Origin of the sequence: Exiguobacterium sp. H66, assembly GCF_018618705.1 — a bacterium.
GTDB classification, from domain to species: domain Bacteria; phylum Bacillota; class Bacilli; order Exiguobacteriales; family Exiguobacteriaceae; genus Exiguobacterium_A; species Exiguobacterium_A oxidotolerans.
This window is the reverse complement of the sequence record NZ_JACSMQ010000004.1, coordinates 191,338-216,398: the sequence shown is the minus strand read 5'-3', so window position 1 is coordinate 216,398 and position 25,061 is coordinate 191,338. Positions and strand designations below refer to the sequence as shown.

Genomic DNA, 25,061 nt, shown 5'->3' with positions numbered 1-25,061 from the left:
CCTTTCATTTCATGGTATTCATTATAACAAAATTTCAAAGTGGTGGACGCTTCCGCTGTTCCTCTCTAAAATAGAGAATAGAACGAAAGGGGAGATGCCATATGGCAGCAAAAGATAATTCATTTGATATCGTGTCACAAATCAACATCGAGGAAGTCAAAAACGCGATGCAAGTCGCACTGAAGGAAATTACGAACCGCTTTGATTTTAAAGGTTCGAAGAGTGACATGAAACTTGAGAAAGAGGATTTAATCCTCATCTCGGATGACGACTTTAAACTCGATCAAGTCAAAGACGTCTTGACGACGAAGTTGATTAAACGCGAAGTCCCGACAAAGAACTTACAGTATGAAAAAGTCGAACAGGCAGCCGGGAACACAGTCCGTCAACGTGTCATCCTAAAGAGTGGAATCGACCGTGATGATGCGAAAAAAATCAACAATGCCGTCAAAGAATCCAAATTAAAAGTCAAAACGCAAATTCAAGATGACCAAATCCGTGTCACGGCTAAATCGCGTGATGACTTGCAACAAGTCATGCAGATCGTCCGTGAGTTACCATTATCTGTCGACGTCCAGTTCATCAATTTCCGTTAAGCAGCAAAAATCCCTTTCTCCAAGTCGGAGGAAGGGATTTACTTATGCTCATTGCGCTGTATATCCACCATCAAGGACGACGGCTTGACCTGTCACGCCAGCTGCTTTATCACTTGATAAGAAAATTGCATAATCTGCGATTTCTTTCACTTGCAACAAACGCTGTTGTGGGACGAGCGGGTAGATGACTTCTTCTAAGACAGACTCAAGTGGTACGTTCCGCGTTTCAGCGAGTGAAGACAATTGTTTTTGGACGAGTGGTGTATCGACGTAACCCGGGCAAATCGCATTGACCGTAATACCGGATGTCGCACCTTCAAGTGCTGCTACTTTCGTTAAGCCAATCACGCCATGTTTCGCACTGTTGTATGCAGCTTTCCCGGCGAAGCCAATCAAACCATTAATGGATGACATGTTAAGAATCCGTCCGAATTCTTGTTTTTTCATAATCGGGAACACGTATTTCGTATAGAGAAATGGTGCCCGTAACATGATGCTCTGCATCAAATCAAACGTCTCTGTCGAGAAGTCTTCGATGGGTGAGACGTGTTGCATGCCGGCGTTATTGATGACGATATCAATTTTTCCGTAATGCGCCATCGTCTGTTCGATACTCGATTTAATCGCCGCTTCACTCGTTACGTCACCCGCGACCGCAAAAGCGTCAAAACCTTTATTCGTCAGTGCTTCTGCTGCACTTTTTGCTGCCTGCTCCTGCAAGTCGACGATGACGACTTTGGCACCTTCCGCCGCAAATTCTTCAGCAATTTCAAGACCGATTCCACTTGCTGCTCCAGTAATTAACGCTACTTTTCCTTCAAGTTGTTTCATTGTTATCTACTCCTTCTTTACGGTTTCACTTCTTTTACTGTACGCTTGCAAAAACAATAATAAAAATGAATCCTTATTATGCTATGTATAACCATTAGGAATAGGAGGAAATACGATGGATTTTCGACAACTCGAATATTTTACTGAAGTCGCCCGGTTTAAAAGTTTCACGCGTGCTGCCGATTATCTTCATGTCACGCAACCGACTTTAAGTAAGATGGTCCGCAGCCTTGAAGAAGAACTCGATATTGCACTATTTGATCGCAGTAAACGACAAATCGTGTTGACAGACGCTGGTGAAACACTCCTTCTTGAAGGTGAAAAAATCTTACGTCAACTTTCTGATCTCCCCTCTCATCTCTATGACGTAATGCACTTAACAAAAGGAACCATCCGGATTGGCCTTCCTCCGTTAATCGGTTCACTCTTTTTCCCCCGTCTGTTGCATCAATTTTCAGAACAGTACCCGATGGTAACAATCGACATCGTCGAGGCCGGCGGTCACGCCTTAGAGAAAGCCGTCGTCGCGGGTGACGTCGATTTAATTGCGACCGTCTTTCCTGCAGATGAAAACTTAACCGTTTACCCCTTTATGGAAGAAGAGCTGCACCTTTTTTTACCGGAACACCATCCGCTCGCTTCACGCGCTTCCATCGCGTTAGAAGAAGTTTCACAGATGCCGTTCGTTTTGTTTAATGAAACCTTCTCTCTCCATAACGTCGTTTTAAACGCCTGCCGAACGGCTGGTTTTGAACCGACTGTTACACATGTCAGTTCGCAGTGGGATTTCCTTTGTCTGCTCGTCGCAGAAGAAAATGCCGTGACACTTCTCCCCCGTTCGCTCGCAAACCGGATTCAAGTCAACGGGGTCAAAACAGTTCCGTTAGAAACACGCGTACCCTGGCAATTAGGTGTCGCTGTCCCGACCGGACGTTATCAGTCGTATGTCACACGGGAGTGGATTCGTTTCGTCCAAGATTCTTATTCACAAAAAGAATGATATGTATAAAAACCATGTATTTGTAGCATGGTTTTTCTTTCGTTATGATGGGATGTATCGTTACTTCAGAAAGGAAGTTATTTACTATGTCAACGCATGAAACACGTCACGAAGTCGGTCTCAAAAAATTAAGTGAGTTCACAGATGCGAATTCAGCTCAATCCACACATGATAAAATCTCAGAGTCATTAAAAGACATCGCACCTGCCGTCGGCGAATGGATTACAGATTTTGCTTACGGTGAAGTGTATAGTCGCACTGGACTCGGGAACCGTGACCGTGCACTCGTCACAATCTCGACGCTCGTCACACAAGGAACAGAACCGCAACTTGCCTTACACATCAACACGGGGTTAACAGCCGGTCTCTCAGGAAATGAAATCGTCGAAGCCATCATGCACCTCGTGCCCTATACAGGTTTCCCGCGTGTCTTAAATGCCCTTGAAGTCGCAAAAACTGTTTTCGCAGAACGTGGTATCACTGTCGAAACGGACTAAGCGAACGGAGGATGAACGATGCATCTGGCAGGGTATAATCCTATTACAAGGGAGAGATGCTAGATGCAATATGCACTGATTGCCGATTTGCATAGTTCATTTTCAGATACGCGCGCCGTGCTACAGGATATCCGTAAACGTGCTCCACAAGCGACGATTTTTTCGCTCGGCGACGTCCATGAGTGCCATATCGGCAAAAAGAGAGCGCGTCGTCATATTTTTGAGTCCATCTCTGATGTCGTGACGCTTGATTTCGACTATGTTGCGCTACTTGATTTCGAAACATTACTCGGGAACCAAGAAGAACGGATTTTTTCAATCGTCCCAACCGGCGTATCCGGACTGCTTGACCGACTCCGGTCGGTCCCCCGGACAAAGCAAGTGGGTCACGATGTCCTGTTTTTACACGGTGATCAGTTCGAGTGGAGTTATACGTTAATACCGAACACCTCCCAATTCGAACAACGACTATTGTTTTTCGGTCATAGTCATCAACGTGGTTTGTTTCGCGACGGACGCCGGTTGTCGACGCAACTGGACGTTCCGATTTCCATCAAACAAGAACGGTATGCTGTCAATGTCGGTCCTGTTCTCGTCGAGCGAGAATGGTTGCTCTACGACACACAGGAAGAATCCATCGTCTACCACCAAGCATGATAAAAAGACCCTCGGGTTAAAAGCTGGAGTCATCTCCATGCTTTCATCCGAGGGTCTTTTCTGATTACAGGTAACGGACGAGTGAAGCTTTCACTAAATCGACCTGCGTTAATTCATGTTTCTCGACGAATTTATCGACGACACGACGTACTTCTCCTTGACGACGGACGAAGCTTGTCGGGACCGGTGTTTTGCCGACAAGTTGTTCGTATAACGTCGTCAATTGATGATCATCGATGACGGTTGTCATCGAATCGAGGAACAATAAGACGTGGAGACGGTTGAGATAGTCCCATGGCTTGTCTTCCGACCGGAATTCATTCCGGGCCAACCATTTTTTAAGACCAATCGCATCGATTTCACTGAGTGTTTCCTTCGAACGTGGTGCTTTCCAAAGCGCTAAAAGTTCACCTAATTTTTTACGCGTTTGTTTTTTACCCATGAAAAATTCGAAGTTCACTTTCGTTTCGAGTGCATCTCCACTAACAGGTGCGATTAAATCCGCACCTGGTGCTGTCACGACATCAAAGATGAAGTCGACAGACTCTCCAGGCAACCACGTTGCCACTCTCCCGTGAAAATCAGCGATGAACGCAATCGCTTCTTTCATGTCTTCGTTCTTGATTCGTTCTGCTGCCTGCTGCAACCGTTCGTTTGTTTCTTTATTCATATGCTAACCCCATCTTTAATTTGATTTTATTACATTTCTTCTGGAGCGCCGACACCTAGGAGGCGTAGACCTTCCGTCAATACAATCGTAACCGATTTCACGAGTGCAAGGCGAGATTGTTTTGCCGCATCCTCTTCAAGGACACGTACTTGACCATAATATTTATTAAAGCTTTGCGCGAGATCGAGGACATAACGGCTGATGATGGATGGTTCACGACGCACGAACGCCCGGTCAATGACTGCCGAGAATTGGTTAAGCATCGAGACGACCCCCCAGGCATAATCGTCAGCACTTCCGTCGAAGGCTGCACCATCATAGCCGCCTTTACGGAGTAACGAGTTGGCACGGGCATTTGTGTACTGAACGTATGGACCCGTCTCCCCTTCGAATTTCAACATCTGCTCGAGATCGAACTCGATATTGTTCATGCGTTCATTTTTAAGGTCATGGAAGATGACTGCGCCGACGCCGACTTGTTGTGCTGTTTGGTCGGCATTCGCAAGGTTCGGATTTTTCTCGGCGATATTTTGTTTTGCGACGTTGATTGCATCTTGAAGGACTTCCTCAAGCAAGACGATCCGCCCTTTACGCGTCGACATCTTTTTGCCATCTTTCATGATAAGCCCGAATGGTACATGGTGCATGCCGTCAACATTATCAAAACCAAGCTTTTTCAAAACTGCAAACAACTGTTTGAAATGGAGCGCTTGTTCTCCGCCGACGACATAAAATGCTTGTTCGAAACGATACGTTTCGAGGCGATAGACAGCCGCTGCCAAGTCGCGTGTCGCGTAAAGCGTCGCGCCATCTTTTTTCTTGATCAGCGCGGGTGGCATACCTTCTGCTTCAAGATCAACGACCATCGCGCCTTCAGACTCGACGAGCAGTTCTTTTTCTTCTAATAAGTCAATGACATGCTGCATTTTGTCATTATAGAAGGCTTCTCCGTTCAGGCTGTCGAACTGTACACCAAGCATGTCGTAAACACGGCTGAATTCGACGAGTGAGACTTCACGGAACCATTTCCAAAGAACGGTTGCCTGTTCGTCACCTTGCTCGAGTTTTTTGAACCAGGCCCGACCTTCATCTTCAAGTTCCGGCTTACTTTCTGCTTCTTCATGGAACCGGACATAGAGTTTCAATAGTTCTTTGATTGGCTCAGCCCGGACATCTTCTTCTTTACCCCACATGTTGTAAGCCACCATCAATTTACCAAACTGCGTGCCCCAATCACCTAAGTGGTTGATCCCAACGACCTCATATCCTTTTTTACGTGAAATTTGGTTTAATGCATTTCCAATGACCGTCGAACGCAAATGTCCCATCGAGAACGGTTTTGCGATGTTTGGTGAAGAGAAGTCAGTGACAATCGTCTTCCCATTCGACTCACTTGATCCGTAGTCCGCTTTTTCGTTTAAGACACGATTGACGATTTCTTGCGAGACGACCTCACGGTTCAAGAAGACGTTGACATATGGTCCGACTGGTTGAACGTTCGCAAAGAGTGGATTATCGATTTTTTCAGCGACATCTACTGCAATCATGTTGGGTGCTTTGCGGAATGCTTTCGCCAACAAGAAGCAAGGGAATGCGAGATCTCCGTGGTCTTCATGTTTCGGTTGTTCAATCAGTTGCTCAATTTGTTCAAGTGTCAATGCGTCTCCGATGACTCCTTGTAAAACTTCAGCATATTGTTGTTTGTAGCTCATTGTATTACCTCCAACAGTTTATTTTTTCCAATAAAAAACGCCCTTTGCGCAACTCGCAAAGAGACGGAATGACCGCGGTACCACTCTTCTTGGTGTCGTTTTCGACACCCACCTTAATTGGGGATAACGGGGTTCCCCCGGCTACGCCTGATCGTTACGATTCGGATAGCGTCTCTGAAGTGCGTTTCACGATTTCTTTGTCCATTCAGGCTTCCACCGTTTCCTGATTCGCTGGCTGACAAGATAAAACCGTTACTTTCTTCGTCATCGACGATTTGATATCTTTCACATTATACGCAATGACTCGATTTCTCTCAACCTTATTTTTTTGTAAATCACTTATCATAATTTCCACAAATCGGGTATAGATACAGAAGGATCGCCACAGAGAGGGGTCTATTCCGCTATGGTTTACTATCGAAAAGTAGCACGTATGAGCTGGATCACTTTAGCACTTACTGTTGTTTTGCTGTTTCTTGCATCGCTTGCCTTTCCCGTCCATATGAACCCAGCGATATCGCTTGGAAATGCAAGTTATCTTCTCATTTTAGTCCTCCTCTTCCAATTCGATAACATCCGCCGTGGTGGGATTTATTATACATTTCAAGAAGGTATTATTTTATTCATTTTTCTTAATTACGGTTTATTGATTGCCGTCATTTTGAGTCAACTCGGCGTCCTGATTTTCCAATTATTTTCGCATAAAAAAGAAATTCGGATAAAACGATTCATCTACCTGTACCCCGTCAACGTCTTATTCGACATCGTCTATATCTCAGTTCCCGCCTCCGCTTACTTGCTACTTGGAGGTCCGACCGGCCCGGGCTTTACTTATACCGAATCACTTATCCCGTTTGTCGGTTATCTGGTGGGTGTCTTTCTTATTTCCTATCTTCAATGCCGATTCGTCAATCGTTTCTTAAACTTAAAGTATGACTGGACCCGCCTCATCCGACTTCAGACACTCGTTTACGGAATCAGTATTTTAAGCGCGCTTCTCGGGATTTGGTTTTATGATGAAAACCCGTTAGTTGCTGCGACTGTCTCGACTTTAATTTTATTCTTATTCAAGCAACTCCTACAACAGCGTGGCGCATCCTTACAAGCTACACACAACGCTAAACGGTTCGACGATGCGAAGGAACGGTTGCTCGTTTCACGCTTTGAACGGGAAGCGATTGAATCCTTACTGATTGATTTACCTCATCTAATTGATTTCTCCGACGGCTGGCTTTCTATTCAGCAGCAACGAAAACAAATCATCTATGACATTCGGACAAAAAAGACAGTTGATGTCTTACCTTTATTTCATACGCTATCAGCGAATGATCTGCGGACTCCGATTCTCTATGGCCTTCGGTTCGACTGGGGAAATGATGTCCAACTCTCGCTTCCCGTCGATCGGCATTCGATGCTCGCGATTCCTTCCATCACAAGTGGAGAAGTCGATGTCTCAATCGTTTTATTTCATCAAATCGCTGATGCTTATGATGAAGCAAAAGCGGATGAAATTTCTCGCCTGCTTCGGACATTTTGCCGCGTACTCGAGCGTTCCCAAGAAAACTTTCAATTGTATGCCGAAAGCCGGACGGATGCCTTGACCGAACTCCCGAACAGTCGTGCTTTTTATGAAGAGGGAGCACGCCAGTTTGCTTCCGAACACTTTCCGCTGTCGATCATCCTGTTTGATATCGACCACTTTAAACACGTCAATGATACGTACGGACATAAAGTCGGGGATCTCGTCTTACGTGAGCTCGGAAGACGGATTAAATACGTCATCCACCGAAACGATTCCGTCTTCGCGGCACGTTATGGGGGGGAGGAATTCGTTGTTTTGATTGCGGATTGCTTACAAGACCAAGCAATCTCCATTGCTGAAGAAATTCGTCACGCCGTTCTCGATCGCCCCTTCATTGTCGACGATCACCATCTCTCTATTACCGTCAGTCTTGGCGTCGATACAGTAGAACATCCTTACCAACGCACATTTGAAGAATCATTACGTCAGGCAGATCACGCACTGTATGTCGGCGGAAAACACAATGGTCGAAATTGTACAGCCCACTACGCTAATCTTTGAAAGGTTGTGTTTAACGTGTCTATTACTGAAATTGAGTTATCGCTTCCGATGAATCAACAACGGCGGACATTGCGGATTTATCGTCCCCCTGAGGTCGCGACGGATGTTGCATTACCCGTCATCTATATGCATGACGGACAAAATGTCTTCAGTGGTGCGAGTGCTTCCTTCGGTAAAGGGTGGGATGTTCATCTCGCCCTCCACGAAGTCGGTCTACAGGCAATGATCGTCGCCATCGATAGCCCGGATGACCCGATGGACCGGTACGATGAATATGCGCCTTGGACGGATGACGCGTTATTGATGCGAACCGCATATCCGTCACACCGGACGACGATCGGCGGAAACGGGAAAGCGTATATGGAATGGATTATTTATGACTTGAAACCGTACATCGATTCGCACTATGCGACGATTCCGACTGATACAACGATGATTGGCAGCTCGATGGGCGGCGTGATTTCCTTATATGGCCTATTTGCTTATCCGGAAGTGATCACGCGTGCCGCCGCCTTATCGACAGCCGGATGGGCGAACTTCTCTTCTTTACTTGAATTCATCGAGCGAAGTCTCCCACTGTCTGACGCGCACCGTTGCTACATGGATATCGGGACAAAAGAAGTCAGCGGTCCGATGACAGAAGAAGATTATTTGCACACGAATGATGTCATCTCGGCGGCAGTACGTCAAAAAGTCGAGCAGATGCGATACACCGTCATCGCAGACGGTATTCACCATGAGACAGCGTGGGCGAAACGTATGCCGGACGTGCTCCGATTTCTCTTTTCATAAGAATTAAGTGTTAACGCATTTGAATCATCTGCGTGACACGTCTTTTTCAGTGGTACAACCTAAAAAGGATGATGTACGCTCTAACGAGCACACATCATCCTTTTTCATCTTATTTCACGAGCTCTTCAGTCAGTTCTTTTTCATAACGATTCCGCGGGTGTTCCCGGCATTCGTCGGAACATGAACGCATCACTTTTGGTTCACATTCTTCACAGCAGAAATGCTGACGATTACATTCCGGGTTCGCACAATTAACATAACGTGTTTCTGCCTTACCACAGTAGTAACACTCGGATACGACAGTCGGATTGACTTCATTGACAGGTACTTGAACGCGTTCATCGAACACGTACAGCTCCCCTTCCCAGTCTTCTCCACGCGTGACTTCATCTTTTCCGTACATGACGACGCCACCTTTCAGATGGAAGATGTCGTCGCTGTTTTGACGTTTACGGAAATAAGCCGTGAACTTCTCACAACGTACGCCACCCGTACAATACGTCAAGACTTTTTTCCCTTCGAACAAATGCTCATTTTCATCGAGCCACTCTGGGAAATCACGTGACGCCGCAACGTCGACCTTGACGGCATTCTTGAAATGACCGAGATCGTATTCGTAGTTGTTTCGGACGTCTAAGATGACGACGTCTTCATTTTGCATCATCTCTTTCCACTCAGCAGGCTCAAGGTAGGCTGCATTTTCTTTCGGGACATTAAACTCATCTTCAAAACGCCATGTGACGAGCTCTTTCTTGTAACGGACGAAGATTTTTTTGAATGTATGCTCTTCGACTTCATCGATTTTAAATTCGATGTCGCTAAAGCGCGGATCCGCTAATAAATCTTGCATATACTGTTCTGTTTGTTCGATCGTTCCAGAAAGTGTTCCGTTGATGCCTTCTGGTGCAATCAAGATTCTTCCTTTGATTCCGAGTTCCTTACAGTAGGCAAGGTGCTCTTTTGTTACCTGTTCCGCATTTTCAATCGGAACATACTTATAAAATAATAGTACGCGATAAGGTTTCATAATCCTCATTGGCCCCCATGTCAGTTTTTTGCAGTAAAACGAACGTTGGCGAACGAAGCGTCATAGCTAATAGCTAGCTGGGAACGCCTGCAAAACGCACCCATTTAAGTATAATACCAACTCCGATTCAATTGTACAATCGACAAATCCATGACACTTACGTCGTAATTCAATTCCCTTTCTGATGAGGAAAGAGGTAAAATAGAAATTAGCAGTTTAATTTGTAAGGAGGATTCCGAATGCTCCAAACTATCCGTCAATGGATCGAGCACATGATTGTATTTCTACAAGATCTTCCGGGTGGAGCTTCGACCGGATTGATTGCACCCTTCTTAGAATCACTATTCCCATTCCTCCCACTCGTCCTGATCATCTCCGCGAACGCGGCGACCTATGGTTTTTGGATGGGAGTGCTCGTATCTTGGGTCGGCAGCATGTTAGGTTCACTCGTCGTGTTTGCTTGTATCCGCTATTTATTTCGCCGTCCAGTCACCCGGTGGCTTGAAAATCATAAGGCAGCACAACACTGGATTGAACGCGTTCGTCACATGAGTCCGATTTCACTCGGATTTTTCTTTTCGCTCCCGTTCATGCCGGCCTTTATCATTACATCCATCTCGGCGATGATTCAGTTATCACTCCGTACGTATTTAATCGCGGCTGGCGCCGGCCGCCTGATTGTCGTCATTTTGTTTTCTTTGATCGGCAAAGAGTGGTCAAGTTTTTTAGAAAGACCTATTCGTCTACTGTTTCTTTTCCTGATCCTACTTGCGATTTGGGGAATCAGTCGCGGTATGGAAGAATGGATTAAACGCCGGGCACTCGCACGTCGTACGAAAAACTTACGTGAACTAGAAAATGTAATTGAAGGTAAGAACAAATAAACAATTCTCTCAAAAACACATGACTGACCCAAGTGTTTAATTTATTTCACTATCCGGATGGAAGATCGCTTACATGTGATGTTCCATCTTTTTTTGGTTATGCCACCCTTCTTTATGAATCAGATGTTATTTTAGTTCATGAAAGAACGATACCTGAACTACGCCTAAATCGACTTACGATTAATACTAGGTCTTTTGAACCATTTTTATTTGCTATAATTATATAAAAATACCGATCACACATTAGACATTATTGATAACGCTTACATTTAATTGGTAAGACCAATATCAGAATAATGTTCACGTTTCGACTCAATAAAATAGGATGGATTTTCCAACTTCTTCATTCCTATAATGAATCTATATTTACGATTCATCGACTCCCTAAGACGGGTATTCCTCTCGTCAGCAAGTCCGAGCATCGTCTCTCTTGCGCCCTCGTTCAATGTCACCGGTATCATTGAGCGTACGTAGTTTTTGTACCGGAATCGATGGAGCGGCACCTGTCACTCCATCAACAGAATAATCCCCTTAACGGCTCCTTCAACCCCCTTGAAGGAGCCGTTCCCTTTTACTTTCCACTCCGCCCTTGCGATACTTAACGTACTATGGATTGTGAAGGGATGGACCTGCATGGAATTTTATTATTTTTTACCGCTTGGATTTTTTATTGGCATTATCTCTGGCTTCTTCGGAATCGGGGGCGGAATCATTTTGACGCCCCTCTTGTTGATTCTTGGATTTACCCCGAGTGTCGCCATCGCGACAAGCCTCATGTTGACACTTGGTTCAACCGTTTCCGGAACACTCTCTCATCTTCGTCTAAAAAACGTTGTTTGGCGTGATAGCCTCGTCATCGGTGGTGTCGGGATTATCGGTTCGACGATTGCAACGCCCCTCGTCCTTCGACTCGAAGAAGTCAACGGGGCACACCTCGTCATCTCGATTGTTTACATTGCTTTATTACTCTATTTCGCGAATAAGTTCCTTCGTCCAAAGTCGACGAACGGTTCGCAAGACGGATGGCGTAATCGTTACGTCGCTCTCGCCTTTACCGGTCTGTTCGCTGGTTTCGTATCGTCGCTACTCGGTGTCAGCGGGGGCTTCATCATCACGCCACTACTCGTCGGAATCGTCGGTTATGAACTGAAACGAGCGGTCGGGACAAGTATCGCCTCTGCCTTATTGATTGTCCTATCTGGACTCGTCAACTATACGGTGGCGAGTACGGATGTCGATTTGCTCGTCGGTGTCATGTTAATTATCGGCGCCTTACTCGGTGCACCGATCGGCGCAAAACAATTGGGACACTTCGAAAGTCCGTTCGTCAAAAAGTATTTAGGGATTTTTTACTTAACGGTCGCGACAAGTGTGCTGCTTGAAGTGTTAGGCTTTAATACAGCTTCGTTAATCGTCTTAGTGACCCTTAGCCTCGTCTTCTTAGTGACGTTACTCGTGTACAGCCGTAAACGTTCAGCATCCTCTTAACTGTTTCTCATATTAATAGCCGTCCCCTGCTAAAGGAGACGGCTATTTCAGCGTGTAGACACACTCTTACGAAGCGTACACATGTGATATCGAGACGGATTGTGCTCTAAACCGCCTGCATGCGCGGATTTCTGTCACGATATCACCTAAAAAGCGTCACGTTTCGTTGACTCCTACAGGAAAAAGTGCGTTTTTAACGCGGCTTTCCAGAAGCAAGCAAGACCCTGCTCGTTGTCCGTGAGGACCAAGGAGTAACGGCTTGCGCCTCGCCCGAGGAAAGCAACGAAAAAAGACGCTTTCTCTCCCGACAGCAAGTTGTCTACAGTCTGTAATAGCCGTCCCCCGTTAAAAAGGGGACGGCTATTTTTTTCTGTTTCTTGTTAAGCAACTTTTCGAATCGTACCGGCTTCGTACTCTTTTGTATGATCAATGACGATTTTCGATAATAATAACATTCCGATTAAATTCGGAATCATCATCAGACCGTTCGCAATATCAGCGACCAGCCACAACAATTCTAAATTTGCGATTGCTCCATAACAGGCTGCTAATGCAAAGATGACTTGGTAGAGGCGGTTGAATTTCGTCGCACCACTTAAATATTCAAGACATTTCTCACCATAGACATACCACCCGATAATCGTCGAATACCCAAAAAAGAAAACTGAGAAGGCAACCGTCCATTGACCCAGTGGTCCAAGTACACTGGCAAATGCGGCCGATGTAAGTGCCGCTCCTGTCAATGAGCCGTCATGTGTGACACCTGATAACGTTCCTCCCGTCGGATCCCAAAATCCAGTCGTCATTAAAACGAGTGCCGTCATCGTACAAACGATTAACGTCACGATAAACGTACTCGTCATCGAAATCAATCCTTGTTCTGCAGGTCGTTCACTTTTAGCAGACCCGGCAATTAAAGCAGCTGTTCCCAGTCCGGCTTCGTTCGTAAAAATACCACGTGCGACACCAACCTGCATGGCAACCATGATGGAAACACCCGCAAATGCGCCGACTGGTGCCAACGGCTGAAACGCATATTGTACAATCAGCCCTAACGCGGGAATGATTTGGTTCGCTTGAAGAACTAAAATAATGAGTGCCGCCACGATGTAGAGCAAACTCATCACCGGTACAAAAATCGTCGAGATTGAACTGACACGCTCAAGCCCACCACGAATCGAGAAATAGACAGCGACGGCTAGTACAACTCCAAAAGCAAGTAACGGAATGTGAAACGTCTGCTTCAATACCGTCGACATCGCATTCGCCTGGACCGTATTTCCGACGCCAAAAGAAGCAATCAGACCAAACAAGGCAAACGCAACCGCTAACGGCTTAAAACTTTTTCCAAGACCTTTCTCGATGTAGTACATCGGTCCACTGACAATTTCACCACGATCGTTTCGCTGACGAAATAAAATCGCTAACAAACTCTCAGCATACTTCGTCGCCATCCCGACGAGACCAATCACCCACATCCAAAAGATTGCACCTGGCCCCCCCATCGTCAAAGCGACGGCAATTCCGGCGATGTTCCCATTCCCGATTGTCGCAGCAAGTGACGTCATCAGCATTTGAAAGCTACTGATTTCCCCTTCACCATGCCCCGTTTTCGTCAATGCAAGTTGAAACGCTTGTTTTAACCGGCGAAACTGTAATCCTCGAAGACGAACCGTAAAATATAAGCCCGTCCCGACCAATAACACCATGCTCGGGATTCCCCAAATCCATGATGAAATCATTTGTAACACTTCCATCGCACTCCAAATCCTCTCTATCTCTATCTCAGTTGACTCTGCCGCTCACCTTAGCATATTTTTGTTTATTCCTACAATATGAATCGATTGTTTTTGTGGTTATACACAAACGGTTGTATACTAAATATAAGGAATACGATAGAGAAAGAAGGAACTTCATTTATGTTAGAAGCAACGTACCATTCCCTCGATGATTTAGCAGAAGCGATCGGCCTCGCACTCAATGCACCGATAACGATTGAAGACCGCAATCATCGTCTGCTCGCCTACAGTACGCATACGACTGATACAGATCCTGCCCGTGTCGCTACCATCATCGGCCGCCGTGTCCCTGAATCCGTCATCGATCAACTTTGGAAAGATGAGGTCATCCAAAGCTTAGCGGCTCAAGATGATCCACTCGTCATCACTGCCCGGACGAGCGTTGGTTTGAACGACCGCGTCGCCATTGCCATTAAACAAGATATGGAGATTCTCGGTTACATTTGGTCAATCGCTCGCAACACTCCCTTCACGGCTTCAGAGCTAGGCGATTTAAAAAAAGGTGCCATGCTTGCACAACGACAGTTGCTTGCAATCGACATGCAAAAAAAACGGCAAGAAGAACAGACGGAGCAATTCTTTTTTGAGTTACTCCATGAAGAGTTACCCGAAAGCGAAATCCTAAAGACGTTCTCAAAACTTCATCTCGCTCCGCCGGGAATCAGTCGCTTAATGGTCATCCGTTTCCCGGAAGCCATTACGCCGCGTCTAGCCGATCGCCTCCGTTATTTATTGACAATTCAACAGACGGTACGCCCCCTGCTGTATGCATACGACACGACAGATTTTATTTTGTGGATCAGCACAAACGATCGTGACATTCAGCATGAACGCATTCAGTTCGATGCTTTCATCCAGTCATTCCGCCAACTACTCGCCGAACGGTTTTCTTATACAGAATTTGTTGTATCGAGCAGTGAAGTTTTCACCGGTGTGCAGTCGATTCCAGAACGTTACGAAGAAGCAGGGATCGTCTTACGTCTCAAAGACGCCTATCCTTTCGAACTTCAAAATGTGACGCGATACGAGCGACTCGGACTATTCCAATTATTACCCATCTTTTCAGAACGCTTACGGAGACGGACGGTTCGACTGGAAGAAATCGAACGTCTTCGCGCTTACGATTTGAAACACACAGCTTCTTTATGCGAAACGCTCGAGTGGTTTTTGCATTACGACGGAAATGTCAAACAAGTCGCCGCCCACCTTCACGTCCATCCGAATACGATCTTATACCGCATGCGGCGCATCGAAGAAGAAGCCGGCATTCGGATGGAATCATTACCTGAACGTTCGTTACTTTATCTTTACTTGAAAGCCGACCGTTACCTTTTGTGATTTCTCACAAACAATCCTCTTATTTTTTGAAAACACCGATAAAGTCGTACGCTTTCATTTCTCGTATACTGAGGGAGAAGTAAGTAGTTAAAGGGTTATTGGTTGTTCATTTGCGAAAGGGGATCGCTCTTATGATCATTGGAGTATTAAAAGAAATTAAAAACAACGAAAACCGTGTTGCGTTAACACCTGCCGGGGTAGCAGCGTTAACGATTCATGGACATCAAGTCATCGTCGAAACATCTGCTGGTATGGGGAGCGGCTTTACAAACGAAGAGTATATCGAAGTTGGTGCACAAATCATCGAAACAGCGGCAGAAGTTTGGGCGACTGCTGAGCTTGCGTTGAAGGTCAAAGAACCCATCGCTTCAGAATATCAATACTTCCGTCCCGACTTAACCTTGTTCACTTATCTACACCTTGCAGCGGAGCCAGAACTTACACGGGCACTTGTTGACTCGAAGATTACGGCAATCGCTTATGAAACGGTCGAAAAAAATCGGACATTGCCACTTCTGACACCAATGAGTGAAGTCGCTGGTCGGATGGCTTCACAAATCGGTGCACAGTTCCTTGAAAAACCGCATGGTGGAATGGGGATTCTACTTGCAGGCGTCCCTGGTGTGCGCCGCGGAAAAGTTACTGTCATCGGTGGTGGTGTCGTTGGGACGAACGCAGCAAAACTCGCAGTCGGTCTTGGTGCTGACGTGACGATCATCGACGTCAGTCCTGAGCGCCTTCGTCAACTTGATGATATTTTTGGTAACTCAATCAACACGTTGATTTCGAATCCGTATACGATTGCAGAAGCCGTCGCTGAAAGTGACCTCGTTATTGGTGCCGTCTTGATTCCAGGAGCGAAAGCACCGAAGCTCGTGACAGCAGAGATGGTTGAACGAATGAAGCCAGGTGCTGTCATCGTCGATGTCGCGATTGACCAAGGCGGAATTTTCGAAACCGTTGACCGTATTTCGACACATGATGATCCAACGTATGAAAAATTCGGTGTCGTTCACTATGCCGTCGCGAATATGCCGGGTGCTGTTCCACGGACGTCGACACTCGCGCTTACGAACGCAACACTTCCTTACGTTCTCGAACTCGCGAACAAAGGCACACACCGTGCACTTGCTGAAAATACTTCGCTTGAAAAAGGTCTCAACGTCGCGCAAGGATTCGTGACGTACGAAGCAGTCGCGCGCGACCTCGGTTACACGTATAAATCCGTTGAAGATGTATTGCACCTTCACGCTTAATAGAAAACAGCGAAAAAGCAGCAGGTTTCTTCTTTATAGAAGAAACCTGCTGCTTTTTTGTTTTTACCTGGCAAGTAGCAACATCTATTAAAGCGCAAACGCAACGAGTGCACCGATTGAAAGCGGGATGAAAACATTATCTAAATCGCGATAGGACACGGCTTCAATCAAGGCAGCAATATTCGCAAGCAAAAAACCGTAACTGATTGCAATCCAAGCCGGTAATGCATATATAAGAAATGTGGAAGTCAGGACGAGGAACGAGAATAAAAACATCGCGATGCTTCCTTCAAATGATCGTTTAATCGCCCCACGTGTATAGAACGTCTTTCCGTAGCGTCGACCTACTAAAGCAGCCATTCCGTCGCCCCACGCGAGCACCATGCTTCCGGCGACGAGTGCCATTGGTTCTCGTTCAAAAAAGAGTCCGACTAGAATCAGTAAAGAAATCGGGTAGTAGACCGTCCCGTAAGATATGCGTTCCACTTGATTCATTTGACCCGTCCCGCGTTTTAAGGTCAGCAGATTAACGACCGTGAAAAATAATAACGGGACGATTGCAATGTACCAATGATCGATCCAGGCAAGCGCTAGAAAGACCCAATGCCCGACTGCGATATGAATCCATTTCCGAACCGTTTCCGGCTCTGCTCCCACGCGTCGACCAATCGCTTCCAACAAGAACAAGATGAGTCCAATGATGACGATTGTTCCAACAGCAGCAACCCATTCCATATGAATCCTCCTTCTTTTGCTCCATTCTATTGTACTTTGTCTGATTGCCGTTTGCTCTTTCGAACCTTCATTTGATAACATAAGGTCAAATGACGTCCTAGAGAGGAAGTATTCTGAATGTATGATGCTCAAGCCGTGCAAACGTTATCTAACTGCCTATCACATTTGAAAGAAGGAAAAGGGATTGGCACACTCGTTTCCGAGGATGAATCGGACCTTCCGAAAGTCATCCATCGCCTCAAACAATTTGATGCGACGAAAAATGGTTTATCGATTAACGAAATCGTCCATCTCGCGAATGCCTTGATTGGAGAACACATGTCTGCGACGACGATTCAAAATTGGACGAAGCGTGAAGTCCGCGACATCATCGGTGTTCCGCATCGCGGGAAAAAATATTCGATCAATCAGGCAGCCATCATCTACTTACTTGATGACTTAAAGCATCTCTTTTCTTTAGAAGAAACACGTGAATTATTGACGATCGTTTTTAAGAACCCGAATATCGATGAAGATGATTTAATCAGTCCGCTCGACTTTTATCTCGTCTATACACAGCATGCAGAGACGAGCGGACCCATCGAACTGACGGAGAAGCGTCTGAGACGCTCTTTAGAGCGTATCCATGCCTATCGCCCTGAGACGGTCCACGTCTTACAGCTCTGTCTGTACGCCCGTCGTATTTCGCACCTGACGCATGAAGCAAAACAGCGTCTCCAGCAAGTTTTACAATCTTGAAGTAAAAAGATGCCCTCCAGAATAAACTGAAGGACATCTTTTTTTATACAGCTGTAAGTGATTTATAGTTGACGGAGTTCGTCAAGCTTTTTAAGACGGACAGCAGTTCGTACATCGAGAGTTTGTCGGCATCTTTTACGAGACGATATTCATCGCCGTCTTGCAGCAATTCTGCGACGACTTCGCCTGCCGCACTTCGGACTGAGAATTTCCCTTTTGTCAGGTCGAAGGAAATGACATACGTGCCTCGTTCGTACACGTTATATTCACATTTCTTCGAGAAGAGTGAAAACTTCTCACGCATTTGACCTACCTCTTGACCATCATGGTTCATCACGACCCATTTCTTACATGTCGGGATGAACTTTCCAAACGCTACCCCTCTACCTTCACCATTCATTACTTGAACACGACCTGTCTCGTCGTGTTGAACCGCACCGATCATTTGGTGTGCTTCATCATAAATCGCGGCATGACCTTGCGAAAAAACGCAACCCTGCACATAGACAACTTTGCGCAACAGAAATTCTCCTCTCACTGCTAAAAAGTGCTGGTATTTCGTCCCCAGTATATTTAGACATCCTGAATAGTTTAACTTTCTTTATCTCTATGATATTTCGTTAACGAAAATGATTATTGCACCGTTTGAACAAATTGACAACCCCCTTTTGTCGACAATCATTCGACAACATCAGCGAAAGCCAATTTCTCGTGCAAACTCAAGCAATTCTGCTCGATCAATCAAGCGCACCCGATTCGGTTCTGCCAAGCGAAATGCGGCGTCCGTATACGTCGAATTCGTCACGACCCATCCTTCATCCATGTCGTAAAAAGGTACTGCCGCGGCGACTTGTTGGACCGCTTCTAATCCAACCGGTCCACCATAACGTTTTGCTTGAATCGCTATTCTATACCCTTGTGCGTCTTCAATCAATAAATCCGCCCCAAAATCTCTTGAGGCCGGTGTCAGTTCAACACGATAGCCGGCACCTTCAAATAGTTCGACGAGCCACTCTTCAAACTCCCTGCCTTCCATCCGGTCAATTCGATTCGCAAGTGACGGGGTAAAGAAGGAAAGTAATAAAAAAACGATACATCCTACTATACTGATTCCGACAATTAAAAGTTCCCAGGAACTCGAAAAAAAATAAGTTCCGCCGACTCCGAGCACTGCGAACAGTAGTGCGATTATTCTGCGTTTCGTACGTATTTGCATGACTTGATTCTCCTTCACTCTGAGTTGACTCGAATTCAATCGGTTTCTTTAAAATTAATATACTAAATTCTCTTTCGGTTCGCTTCCTCGAAAGGAACGAACAACGCAGATGGAGAATAAGTGTTGAGAGCAGATTACGTTTTTTAATAATCACTATGCACCGGACTTTATTTTTTGAAAGGAGGTCGCTTATGACTGAACACTCATCCACATCCGCAGAAGCACTTATCCGTGCGACCTTACGTGCCGTCTCAGAACCGCTCGCTTTAGTGGATCGGATGGGCCGAATTGACTTTGTGAATGATACCTTTCACGCCCAATTCCCTACCCACTCCAATGACAAGTCACTGTTTTCACTTTTCTCACTCGACGAACAGTCTCTTCCATTATCTGATTCGGTCCACTTCCGGGTAATCCCTTACGAACTCATCGTCTCACCGATTGCGCAGACTTCCCTTTTCGTCGTTTCCGTTAAATCGCTCGCAATCGACCGCTTGCTCGAATCGACATTAGATGCTGCCCTACTCGTCACAGACGCAGACTTCCATATTACCGCGTTTAATGAAACAGCGGGTACCTTGTTCGGTTACGAAGAACACGAGCTGATCGGAAGATGTCCTGATGACTTACACGATCACGCAGAGTTTGATGAGCGGAAGCGACACTTGGAGCAGTTGAATTTAAAAGACTTGTCTCCAGCCGAGATCTTGTTGTTGCACGGGCGTGATGCGGAAAACGAATGGGTGTATCACCGTAAAGACGGCTCGACCTTCCATGGTCGGTTGTATATGACCCGTTTAGCAGACGGACAATTTTTCTTGTTCATCGTTGATATGAGTGCCCAAAAACAAATCGAGTCACATCTGACGAAAAGTGAACGCCGTTTCCGTCTGTTTTCCGAATCAATCGTCGAAGCGGTCATCTTCCACGACCGTGGTACCATTCTCGACGCGAACCGAGCAGCTGAAGTGATTTTCCGTACAAAACTTGAGCAGATCAAGGGACGCAATGCCTTGGATTTCATCCATCCTGACTTTCATGAAGAGGTCAGCCGGCGTATCGAACTCCACCGTAATGATCCGTACGAGGTCACCGGGCGACGGGCAGACGGGACACCTGTCGAAATTGAAATTTTCCCGCGCGAAATCATGTACGAAAAAACACGGATGCGTGTCGCCGTCATTCGGGATATCAGTGAGCGTAAAAAAATCGAGAGCATGTTAGAACGTGAAAAAAATGCCATCATGCGTCAACGCGATATCACCCAATCGATTCTGCAAGCTTCAAACGAAGGGTTTTTACTGACAGAAGAAGATGGCAGCTTCATCTTCATGAACGTCAAAGCCCGAAAACTGCTCGATGTTCCAGGGATTGCACCGAGCAAGATTCAAGAGCGGATCAGTATGATTCCGAATCTCGATCTCGCGACCCGCTATGAGATGCTACAACAAGTCGAAGAACTCCTTGCCGGCAAGCATTCTGAACTGTCATTTCGGTTTACGCTACAACGTCCGAATGAATCCAATCATCTTTACTTCGAGTTTTATGCGACTTCAATTAAGAAGGAACGTAGTCGCATCTCCCGTCATGGTTTTTTGTTCGTCTTCCGCGACCGGACAGAGGAGCAAAAAATGGACCAAGTCAAAGATGAACTCATCAGTACCGTATCGCATGAGCTCCGAACACCCCTCTCATCGATCCTCGGTTATTTGGAGTTGTTGCGCTATCGTCAGCTCACACCTGAAAAAACACAACGCTATGTCGAAATCATGCACGAAGAAGCCAAGCGGTTAACGACGCTCCTCAATGAATTTTTAGACATTCAACGGATGGAAGGCGGCAAACAACCGTACGATTTTAAATCATTCTCTTTACGTCAACTGCTCCTCGATACAACGGACGCTTTTGGTGAAACGGCCGAAACCCATCGCATCGTGCTTGATGTAAAGGAAGATCCTGTCATGATCGTTGCCGATGAAAATAAAATTAAACAAGTCGTTTTGAACTTACTCTCGAATGCAATCAAATATTCACCATCCGCCGACCACATCACGGTCAGTCTACACACACAAGGCGAGCAAGCCATCATTACTGTGACCGATCATGGTCTCGGAATTCCTCAAAATGCATTCGATAAGCTCTTCACGAAATTTTACCGTGTCGATAATTCAGCCGTCCGTAAGATTGGCGGAACCGGCCTCGGTCTTGCAATCTGTAAAGAAATCATCGAATCACATGGTGGGGCGATTTCCGTCGAGTCGGAGCTCCATCAAGGGTCGACTTTCACGGTTGTACTCGATTTAGATTCAAGAAAGGATTACGCAAAATGAAACGGACTTATTTCATGACAGGATTCCCCGGATTCCTTGCCACCAAATTAATTGAACGTCTCGCTCTTGTGCCGGAGCAAATTGACCGGTTTTATTTGCTCCATCTACCGAGCGAACGAACAAGTGCCTTAGCAAAAAAGGAATCGTTGCTCGACCACACGCGTCTCGAAGAAGCACAACTCGTTTTATTAGAAGGTGATATCACAACACCCGGATTAGGATTGAACACAGAGATGAAGCAACGACTGTCGACTGAAGTGACGCATCTCTTTCACCTGGCAGCTCTGTATGACTTGGCGACGCCGTTTGATGCCGCTTTTCGAATTAACGTCATCGGAACATCGAACGTGACGCAGTTTGCTCATACGTTGCATTATCTTGAACGCTATATCTACTTCAGCACCGCCTATGTATCCGGGCTCCGGACCGGGACGGTTCTTGAACAGGACCTCAAACATGCCGCATCATTCAAAAATGCGTACGAAGAAACGAAGTACCTGGCAGAAGTTCGCTTGCACGAAGAAGTCGGTTCGCTTCCTTACACGATCATTCGTCCGGGAATCGTCGTCGGGCATTCCGAGACGGGTGAGACCCCTAAGTGGGATGGGGTCTATTTCGTCTTAAACGCCCTGCGTCTGCTAAACAACGTTGCTCCGCTTCCGTATGCCGGCAGAGCCAATGCCCTCGTCAATCTCGTCCCATACGATTACGCCATCGCTGCGACGACTTATTTAAGTCATGCACCAAGCGGCGTCCGTCAAACGTATCACCTGACCGATCCATTTCCACACGGCGCACGGACGATTTATAAAATGTTACACAGCGCCTACTACAATTGCGCTCCGCGGGGCGTCGTCCCGTTTCGCCTCGTGACGTCCCTGTTGACCCCGCGTATCGCTACGCGCTTACAGATGCAGCGGCAGACGCTTGATTACTTTGTTCACCCTGTTCACTACGATACGACGAACACACTTCGTGATTTAGACGGAACTGGTATTGTGTGTCCTGATCTTGCTGAGTTTCTTCCACGACTTGTCGATTACTATAAAATTCAACATCCCGAAATGGAGAAAACACAATGAATGCTCTTGTTACCGGTATGAATGGTACAGTCGCACCTGTACTCGCAGACGTCTTACGCGTGCATCAGTATGAAGTTACAGCTTGGGATCGATCGGTTGTCTCGACGACTGATTCCGCAATCATGGAAGCTTTTATTGATCAGGTCCAACCTGATCTACTCTTACACATCGGAATGGGTTCTGCTGAATTTGCAGAATCGTTGGCACGGCTATCTTTTGAGCGTAACATTCCCTTTCTCTTTACGAGCACGGCTTCTGTCTACGCAAATCATCAACAGGGACCGCATGATCCATCTGTACTTCCGGAAGCAGACGATGACTACGGTTTTTATAAACGAACATGCGAACGACTTATCCAAGCAGTCAATCCTGACGCCTACATCGTCCGGATCGGCTGGCAAATCGGTCAGGTTGCTGGATCAAATAATATGATTGATTATTTAGAACGGCATGCCTCAACGGGTCCCATTCTGGCAAGTAAAAACTGGTATCCCGCTTGCTCTTTTTTGGAAGATACGGCGCAAACGCTCTATACAATCTTGACGACTCAAACACCTGGCCTTTATCTTGCCAATGGAAATCCGACCCATTCCTTTTTTGAAATCGCTACAGCATTAAATGTATACCACGGTTCGAAATGGAAAATCGAAGAAGATAATACAATCCAGCGTGATGATCGAATGAAGGATCCTCGGGTGACCATTGCCCCAATCTCAGACCGATTATCATTTATGTAAAAAAAGTGCCTCACCATTCGATACGTTATCGAACGGTGAGGCACTTTTTAGGAGACATCTGCTACTGACAGTCAATCAACCAATCAGCATATTTTCTTTCGGATAACGAATCAAGCGATTGTGTTGTGTCGCGACGGTGAAGAGAATCGTTAAGGAACCGACACGTCCAAGCAACATCATGAACATGATTAACCCTTTCCCAAAACCATTCAACTCCGATGTCACATTTAATGAAAGTCCGACCGTCCCGAATGCGGAAACCGTTTCGAAGAAGAGCCCCGTAAACGAGATATTCGGTTGCGACAGTGCCAAGAGTGTTGTGATGACACCGATGAATAAAATACTGAAAATAGCAATCGCATAAGCTTTTGATACGGCCTGCGCCTGGACGGTCCGACGCATCAGGACCGTTTCTCGTTGTCCCCGTAGATACGTCCAGACGTTTTTTAAGATGACGGCTGCTGTCGTGACTTTAATGCCTGATCCCGTCGACGCCGACCCCGCTCCGATATACATCAAAACCATCATCAAACCGATCGAAAGTGGCACCATCGTCGTCAAATCAATCGTCTGGAACCCTGCCGTCCGGGTCGTCACGACTTGGAAGAAAACGATATGTAGTGCTTGAAAGAACGAATAATTTTGAAGGGAACCGAGATGGGAGACCCACTCATAGACCATCATCGCGACCGTCCCGATACCGTTGATGACGAGTAATGATAAAATCATTAATTTCGAATGTAATGAAATTTTCTTGAAGCTGCGGTTAGCCGAAACATCAGCGATGACCGTGAAGCCCAATCCCCCAATCATCAATAGAGCAGAAATCGTAAAAATGAATGTCGTATCTTGTTGGAAGGACGTCAAACTGTCTCCCCATAACGCAAAACCGGCATTATTAAAGGCGGAGACCGCATGGAACAGACCATAATACAGTGATTTTGAGAGCGTATATTTGTATTGGATGAACAGATCGAGAGCAAGTAAGATCATCCCAATCAACTCCAGGATGACGGTCGTCAAGAGAATGTTCCGGACGAGTCGAATCGTTCCTCCCGGACTATCTAAGTTGAACATCTCTTGAATGATGATCCGTTGACGAATCCCGATTTTTCGACCTGTGACACTAAGTAGAACAAGTGCAATCGTCATGAATCCGAGACCACCGATTTGAATTAAAATCATTAAAATCAGTTGCCCCCACAAATTATAGGACTCTGCGATGTTAATCGGCGAAAGCCCCGTCACCGTCGCAGCCGATGTCGCGACGAACAGACAATCAATTAATGCAACGTGGCTATCGCTTTGTTGAAACCAGGGAATCCACAACAATAATCCTCCGAGCAAAATCGTCAATGTGAATCCAGTCGCGATGAAACGGGCTGGTTTATCAAATAATTGATGATACGTTCGTTCTCCAAAATCTCCAAATTTCGCTAAACGTGTATGTCTTTTATGCGAAAACATGCGTTGACTCCTCCTAGATGAGATTACTCAATTGCATCTATCATACTCTCTCGAAAACATTAGTTCTATCGAAATTTGCAATCAACTAAACGTTTTCGTTTTTTTTTGGTAAAATAGATAAAAGCA

General features: G+C 46.0%; 23 protein-coding genes and 1 other annotated feature. Of the genes, 14 read left to right on the top strand and 9 right to left on the bottom strand.

Features of this window, described 5'->3' with window-relative positions; genetic code table 11:
* Positions 1-101: 101 nt before the first annotated feature.
* Positions 102-596 (top strand): YajQ family cyclic di-GMP-binding protein, encoded by a 495-nt coding sequence (locus KNP88_RS08990; RefSeq protein ID WP_029331969.1) that lies wholly within the window; start codon positions 102-104, stop codon positions 594-596.
* A 48-nt stretch (positions 597-644) separates the two neighbouring features.
* Here the strand turns inward: KNP88_RS08990 and KNP88_RS08985 are convergent, their stop codons facing one another.
* Entirely contained in the window at positions 645-1,427 is a 783-nt protein-coding gene (locus tag KNP88_RS08985; RefSeq protein ID WP_214893357.1) for a 3-hydroxybutyrate dehydrogenase, read from the bottom strand.
* Between the two features lie 115 nt (positions 1,428-1,542).
* Between KNP88_RS08985 and KNP88_RS08980 the strand changes: the two genes are divergently transcribed.
* The 3 genes from KNP88_RS08980 (at position 1,543) to KNP88_RS08970 (ending at position 3,581) form a co-directional block, all read left to right on the top strand.
* The gene (locus tag KNP88_RS08980) at positions 1,543-2,427 is read left to right on the top strand and encodes a LysR family transcriptional regulator (RefSeq protein WP_214771705.1); all 885 of its coding nucleotides are present in this window, start codon (positions 1,543-1,545) and stop codon (positions 2,425-2,427) included.
* A gap of 86 nt (positions 2,428-2,513) precedes the next feature.
* Positions 2,514-2,924 (top strand): carboxymuconolactone decarboxylase family protein, encoded by a 411-nt coding sequence (locus KNP88_RS08975; protein ID WP_088838130.1) that lies wholly within the window; start codon positions 2,514-2,516, stop codon positions 2,922-2,924.
* Positions 2,925-2,987: 63 nt separating this feature from the next.
* Positions 2,988-3,581, top strand: coding sequence for a metallophosphoesterase family protein (locus KNP88_RS08970; protein ID WP_214893356.1), 594 nt, complete (start codon positions 2,988-2,990; stop codon positions 3,579-3,581).
* Between the two features lie 64 nt (positions 3,582-3,645).
* Here KNP88_RS08970 and KNP88_RS08965 read toward each other — a convergent pair whose 3' ends face one another.
* Together KNP88_RS08965 and argS are read right to left on the bottom strand one after the other, a co-directional pair.
* A complete protein-coding gene (locus KNP88_RS08965; protein ID WP_088838133.1) occupies positions 3,646-4,251 on the bottom strand; it encodes a hypothetical protein in 606 nt (201 codons plus the stop codon).
* Between the two features lie 29 nt (positions 4,252-4,280).
* Positions 4,281-5,963 (bottom strand): arginine--tRNA ligase, encoded by a 1,683-nt coding sequence (gene argS, locus KNP88_RS08960; RefSeq protein ID WP_088838135.1) that lies wholly within the window; start codon positions 5,961-5,963, stop codon positions 4,281-4,283.
* Positions 5,964-6,019: 56 nt separating this feature from the next.
* Positions 6,020-6,240, bottom strand: a binding site (T-box leader).
* Positions 6,241-6,369: 129 nt separating this feature from the next.
* Here argS and KNP88_RS08955 point away from each other — a divergent pair.
* A complete protein-coding gene (locus KNP88_RS08955; protein ID WP_214893355.1) occupies positions 6,370-8,046 on the top strand; it encodes a GGDEF domain-containing protein in 1,677 nt (558 codons plus the stop codon).
* Positions 8,047-8,061: 15 nt separating this feature from the next.
* Positions 8,062-8,838 (top strand): alpha/beta hydrolase, encoded by a 777-nt coding sequence (locus KNP88_RS08950; protein WP_214893354.1) that lies wholly within the window; start codon positions 8,062-8,064, stop codon positions 8,836-8,838.
* 109 nt (positions 8,839-8,947) lie between these two features.
* Here the strand turns inward: KNP88_RS08950 and trhO are convergent, their stop codons facing one another.
* Positions 8,948-9,865 (bottom strand): oxygen-dependent tRNA uridine(34) hydroxylase TrhO, encoded by a 918-nt coding sequence (trhO, locus tag KNP88_RS08945; protein WP_214893353.1) that lies wholly within the window; start codon positions 9,863-9,865, stop codon positions 8,948-8,950.
* Positions 9,866-10,104: 239 nt separating this feature from the next.
* Between trhO and KNP88_RS08940 the strand changes: the two genes are divergently transcribed.
* Entirely contained in the window at positions 10,105-10,749 is a 645-nt protein-coding gene (locus tag KNP88_RS08940; RefSeq protein WP_214893351.1) for a TVP38/TMEM64 family protein, read from the top strand.
* 633 nt (positions 10,750-11,382) lie between these two features.
* A complete protein-coding gene (locus KNP88_RS08935) occupies positions 11,383-12,237 on the top strand; it encodes a sulfite exporter TauE/SafE family protein (RefSeq protein ID WP_214893349.1) in 855 nt (284 codons plus the stop codon).
* 380 nt (positions 12,238-12,617) lie between these two features.
* On the opposite strand, the gene KNP88_RS08930 is transcribed toward KNP88_RS08935, so the two are convergent.
* Positions 12,618-13,994 (bottom strand): alanine/glycine:cation symporter family protein, encoded by a 1,377-nt coding sequence (locus tag KNP88_RS08930; RefSeq protein WP_214893347.1) that lies wholly within the window; start codon positions 13,992-13,994, stop codon positions 12,618-12,620.
* 162 nt (positions 13,995-14,156) lie between these two features.
* On the opposite strand from KNP88_RS08930, the gene KNP88_RS08925 reads away from it, so the two are divergent.
* Positions 14,157-15,374, top strand: coding sequence for a PucR family transcriptional regulator (locus KNP88_RS08925; protein WP_029331984.1), 1,218 nt, complete (start codon positions 14,157-14,159; stop codon positions 15,372-15,374).
* Positions 15,375-15,505: 131 nt separating this feature from the next.
* On the top strand, positions 15,506-16,630 hold the full coding sequence (gene ald / locus KNP88_RS08920; RefSeq protein WP_088838147.1) for an alanine dehydrogenase: 1,125 nt from the start codon (positions 15,506-15,508) through the stop codon (positions 16,628-16,630).
* An 87-nt stretch (positions 16,631-16,717) separates the two neighbouring features.
* On the opposite strand, the gene KNP88_RS08915 is transcribed toward ald, so the two are convergent.
* On the bottom strand, positions 16,718-17,365 hold the full coding sequence (locus KNP88_RS08915; protein ID WP_214766390.1) for a diacylglycerol/polyprenol kinase family protein: 648 nt from the start codon (positions 17,363-17,365) through the stop codon (positions 16,718-16,720).
* 117 nt (positions 17,366-17,482) lie between these two features.
* Here KNP88_RS08915 and KNP88_RS08910 point away from each other — a divergent pair, with 117 nt between their 5' ends.
* Complete coding sequence (locus KNP88_RS08910) at positions 17,483-18,103, top strand: DUF1836 domain-containing protein (protein ID WP_088838149.1); 621 nt, start codon at positions 17,483-17,485, stop codon at positions 18,101-18,103.
* Positions 18,104-18,146: 43 nt separating this feature from the next.
* Here the strand turns inward: KNP88_RS08910 and KNP88_RS08905 are convergent, their stop codons facing one another.
* A complete protein-coding gene (locus KNP88_RS08905; protein ID WP_029331989.1) occupies positions 18,147-18,623 on the bottom strand; it encodes an LURP-one-related family protein in 477 nt (158 codons plus the stop codon).
* 171 nt (positions 18,624-18,794) lie between these two features.
* Complete coding sequence (locus KNP88_RS08900) at positions 18,795-19,319, bottom strand: restriction endonuclease (protein WP_214893345.1); 525 nt, start codon at positions 19,317-19,319, stop codon at positions 18,795-18,797.
* Positions 19,320-19,510: 191 nt separating this feature from the next.
* On the opposite strand from KNP88_RS08900, the gene KNP88_RS08895 reads away from it, so the two are divergent.
* From KNP88_RS08895 to KNP88_RS08885, 3 genes are read left to right on the top strand one after another with little or no spacing between them, the layout of a single operon-like run.
* Complete coding sequence (locus tag KNP88_RS08895; RefSeq protein ID WP_214893343.1) at positions 19,511-21,649, top strand: PAS domain-containing sensor histidine kinase; 2,139 nt, start codon at positions 19,511-19,513, stop codon at positions 21,647-21,649.
* On the top strand, positions 21,646-22,731 hold the full coding sequence (locus tag KNP88_RS08890; RefSeq protein ID WP_214893341.1) for an SDR family oxidoreductase: 1,086 nt from the start codon (positions 21,646-21,648) through the stop codon (positions 22,729-22,731). Before KNP88_RS08895 ends, KNP88_RS08890 begins: the two co-directional genes overlap by 4 nt.
* Positions 22,728-23,468 (top strand): sugar nucleotide-binding protein, encoded by a 741-nt coding sequence (locus KNP88_RS08885; protein WP_214893339.1) that lies wholly within the window; start codon positions 22,728-22,730, stop codon positions 23,466-23,468. Before KNP88_RS08890 ends, KNP88_RS08885 begins: the two co-directional genes overlap by 4 nt.
* Before the next feature lie 75 nt (positions 23,469-23,543).
* On the opposite strand, the gene KNP88_RS08880 is transcribed toward KNP88_RS08885, so the two are convergent.
* Positions 23,544-24,935 carry a TrkH family potassium uptake protein gene (locus KNP88_RS08880; protein WP_214893337.1) on the bottom strand — a complete coding sequence of 464 codons (1,392 nt, stop codon included), beginning with the start codon at positions 24,933-24,935 and terminating at the stop codon, positions 23,544-23,546.
* Positions 24,936-25,061: the final 126 nt, after the last annotated feature.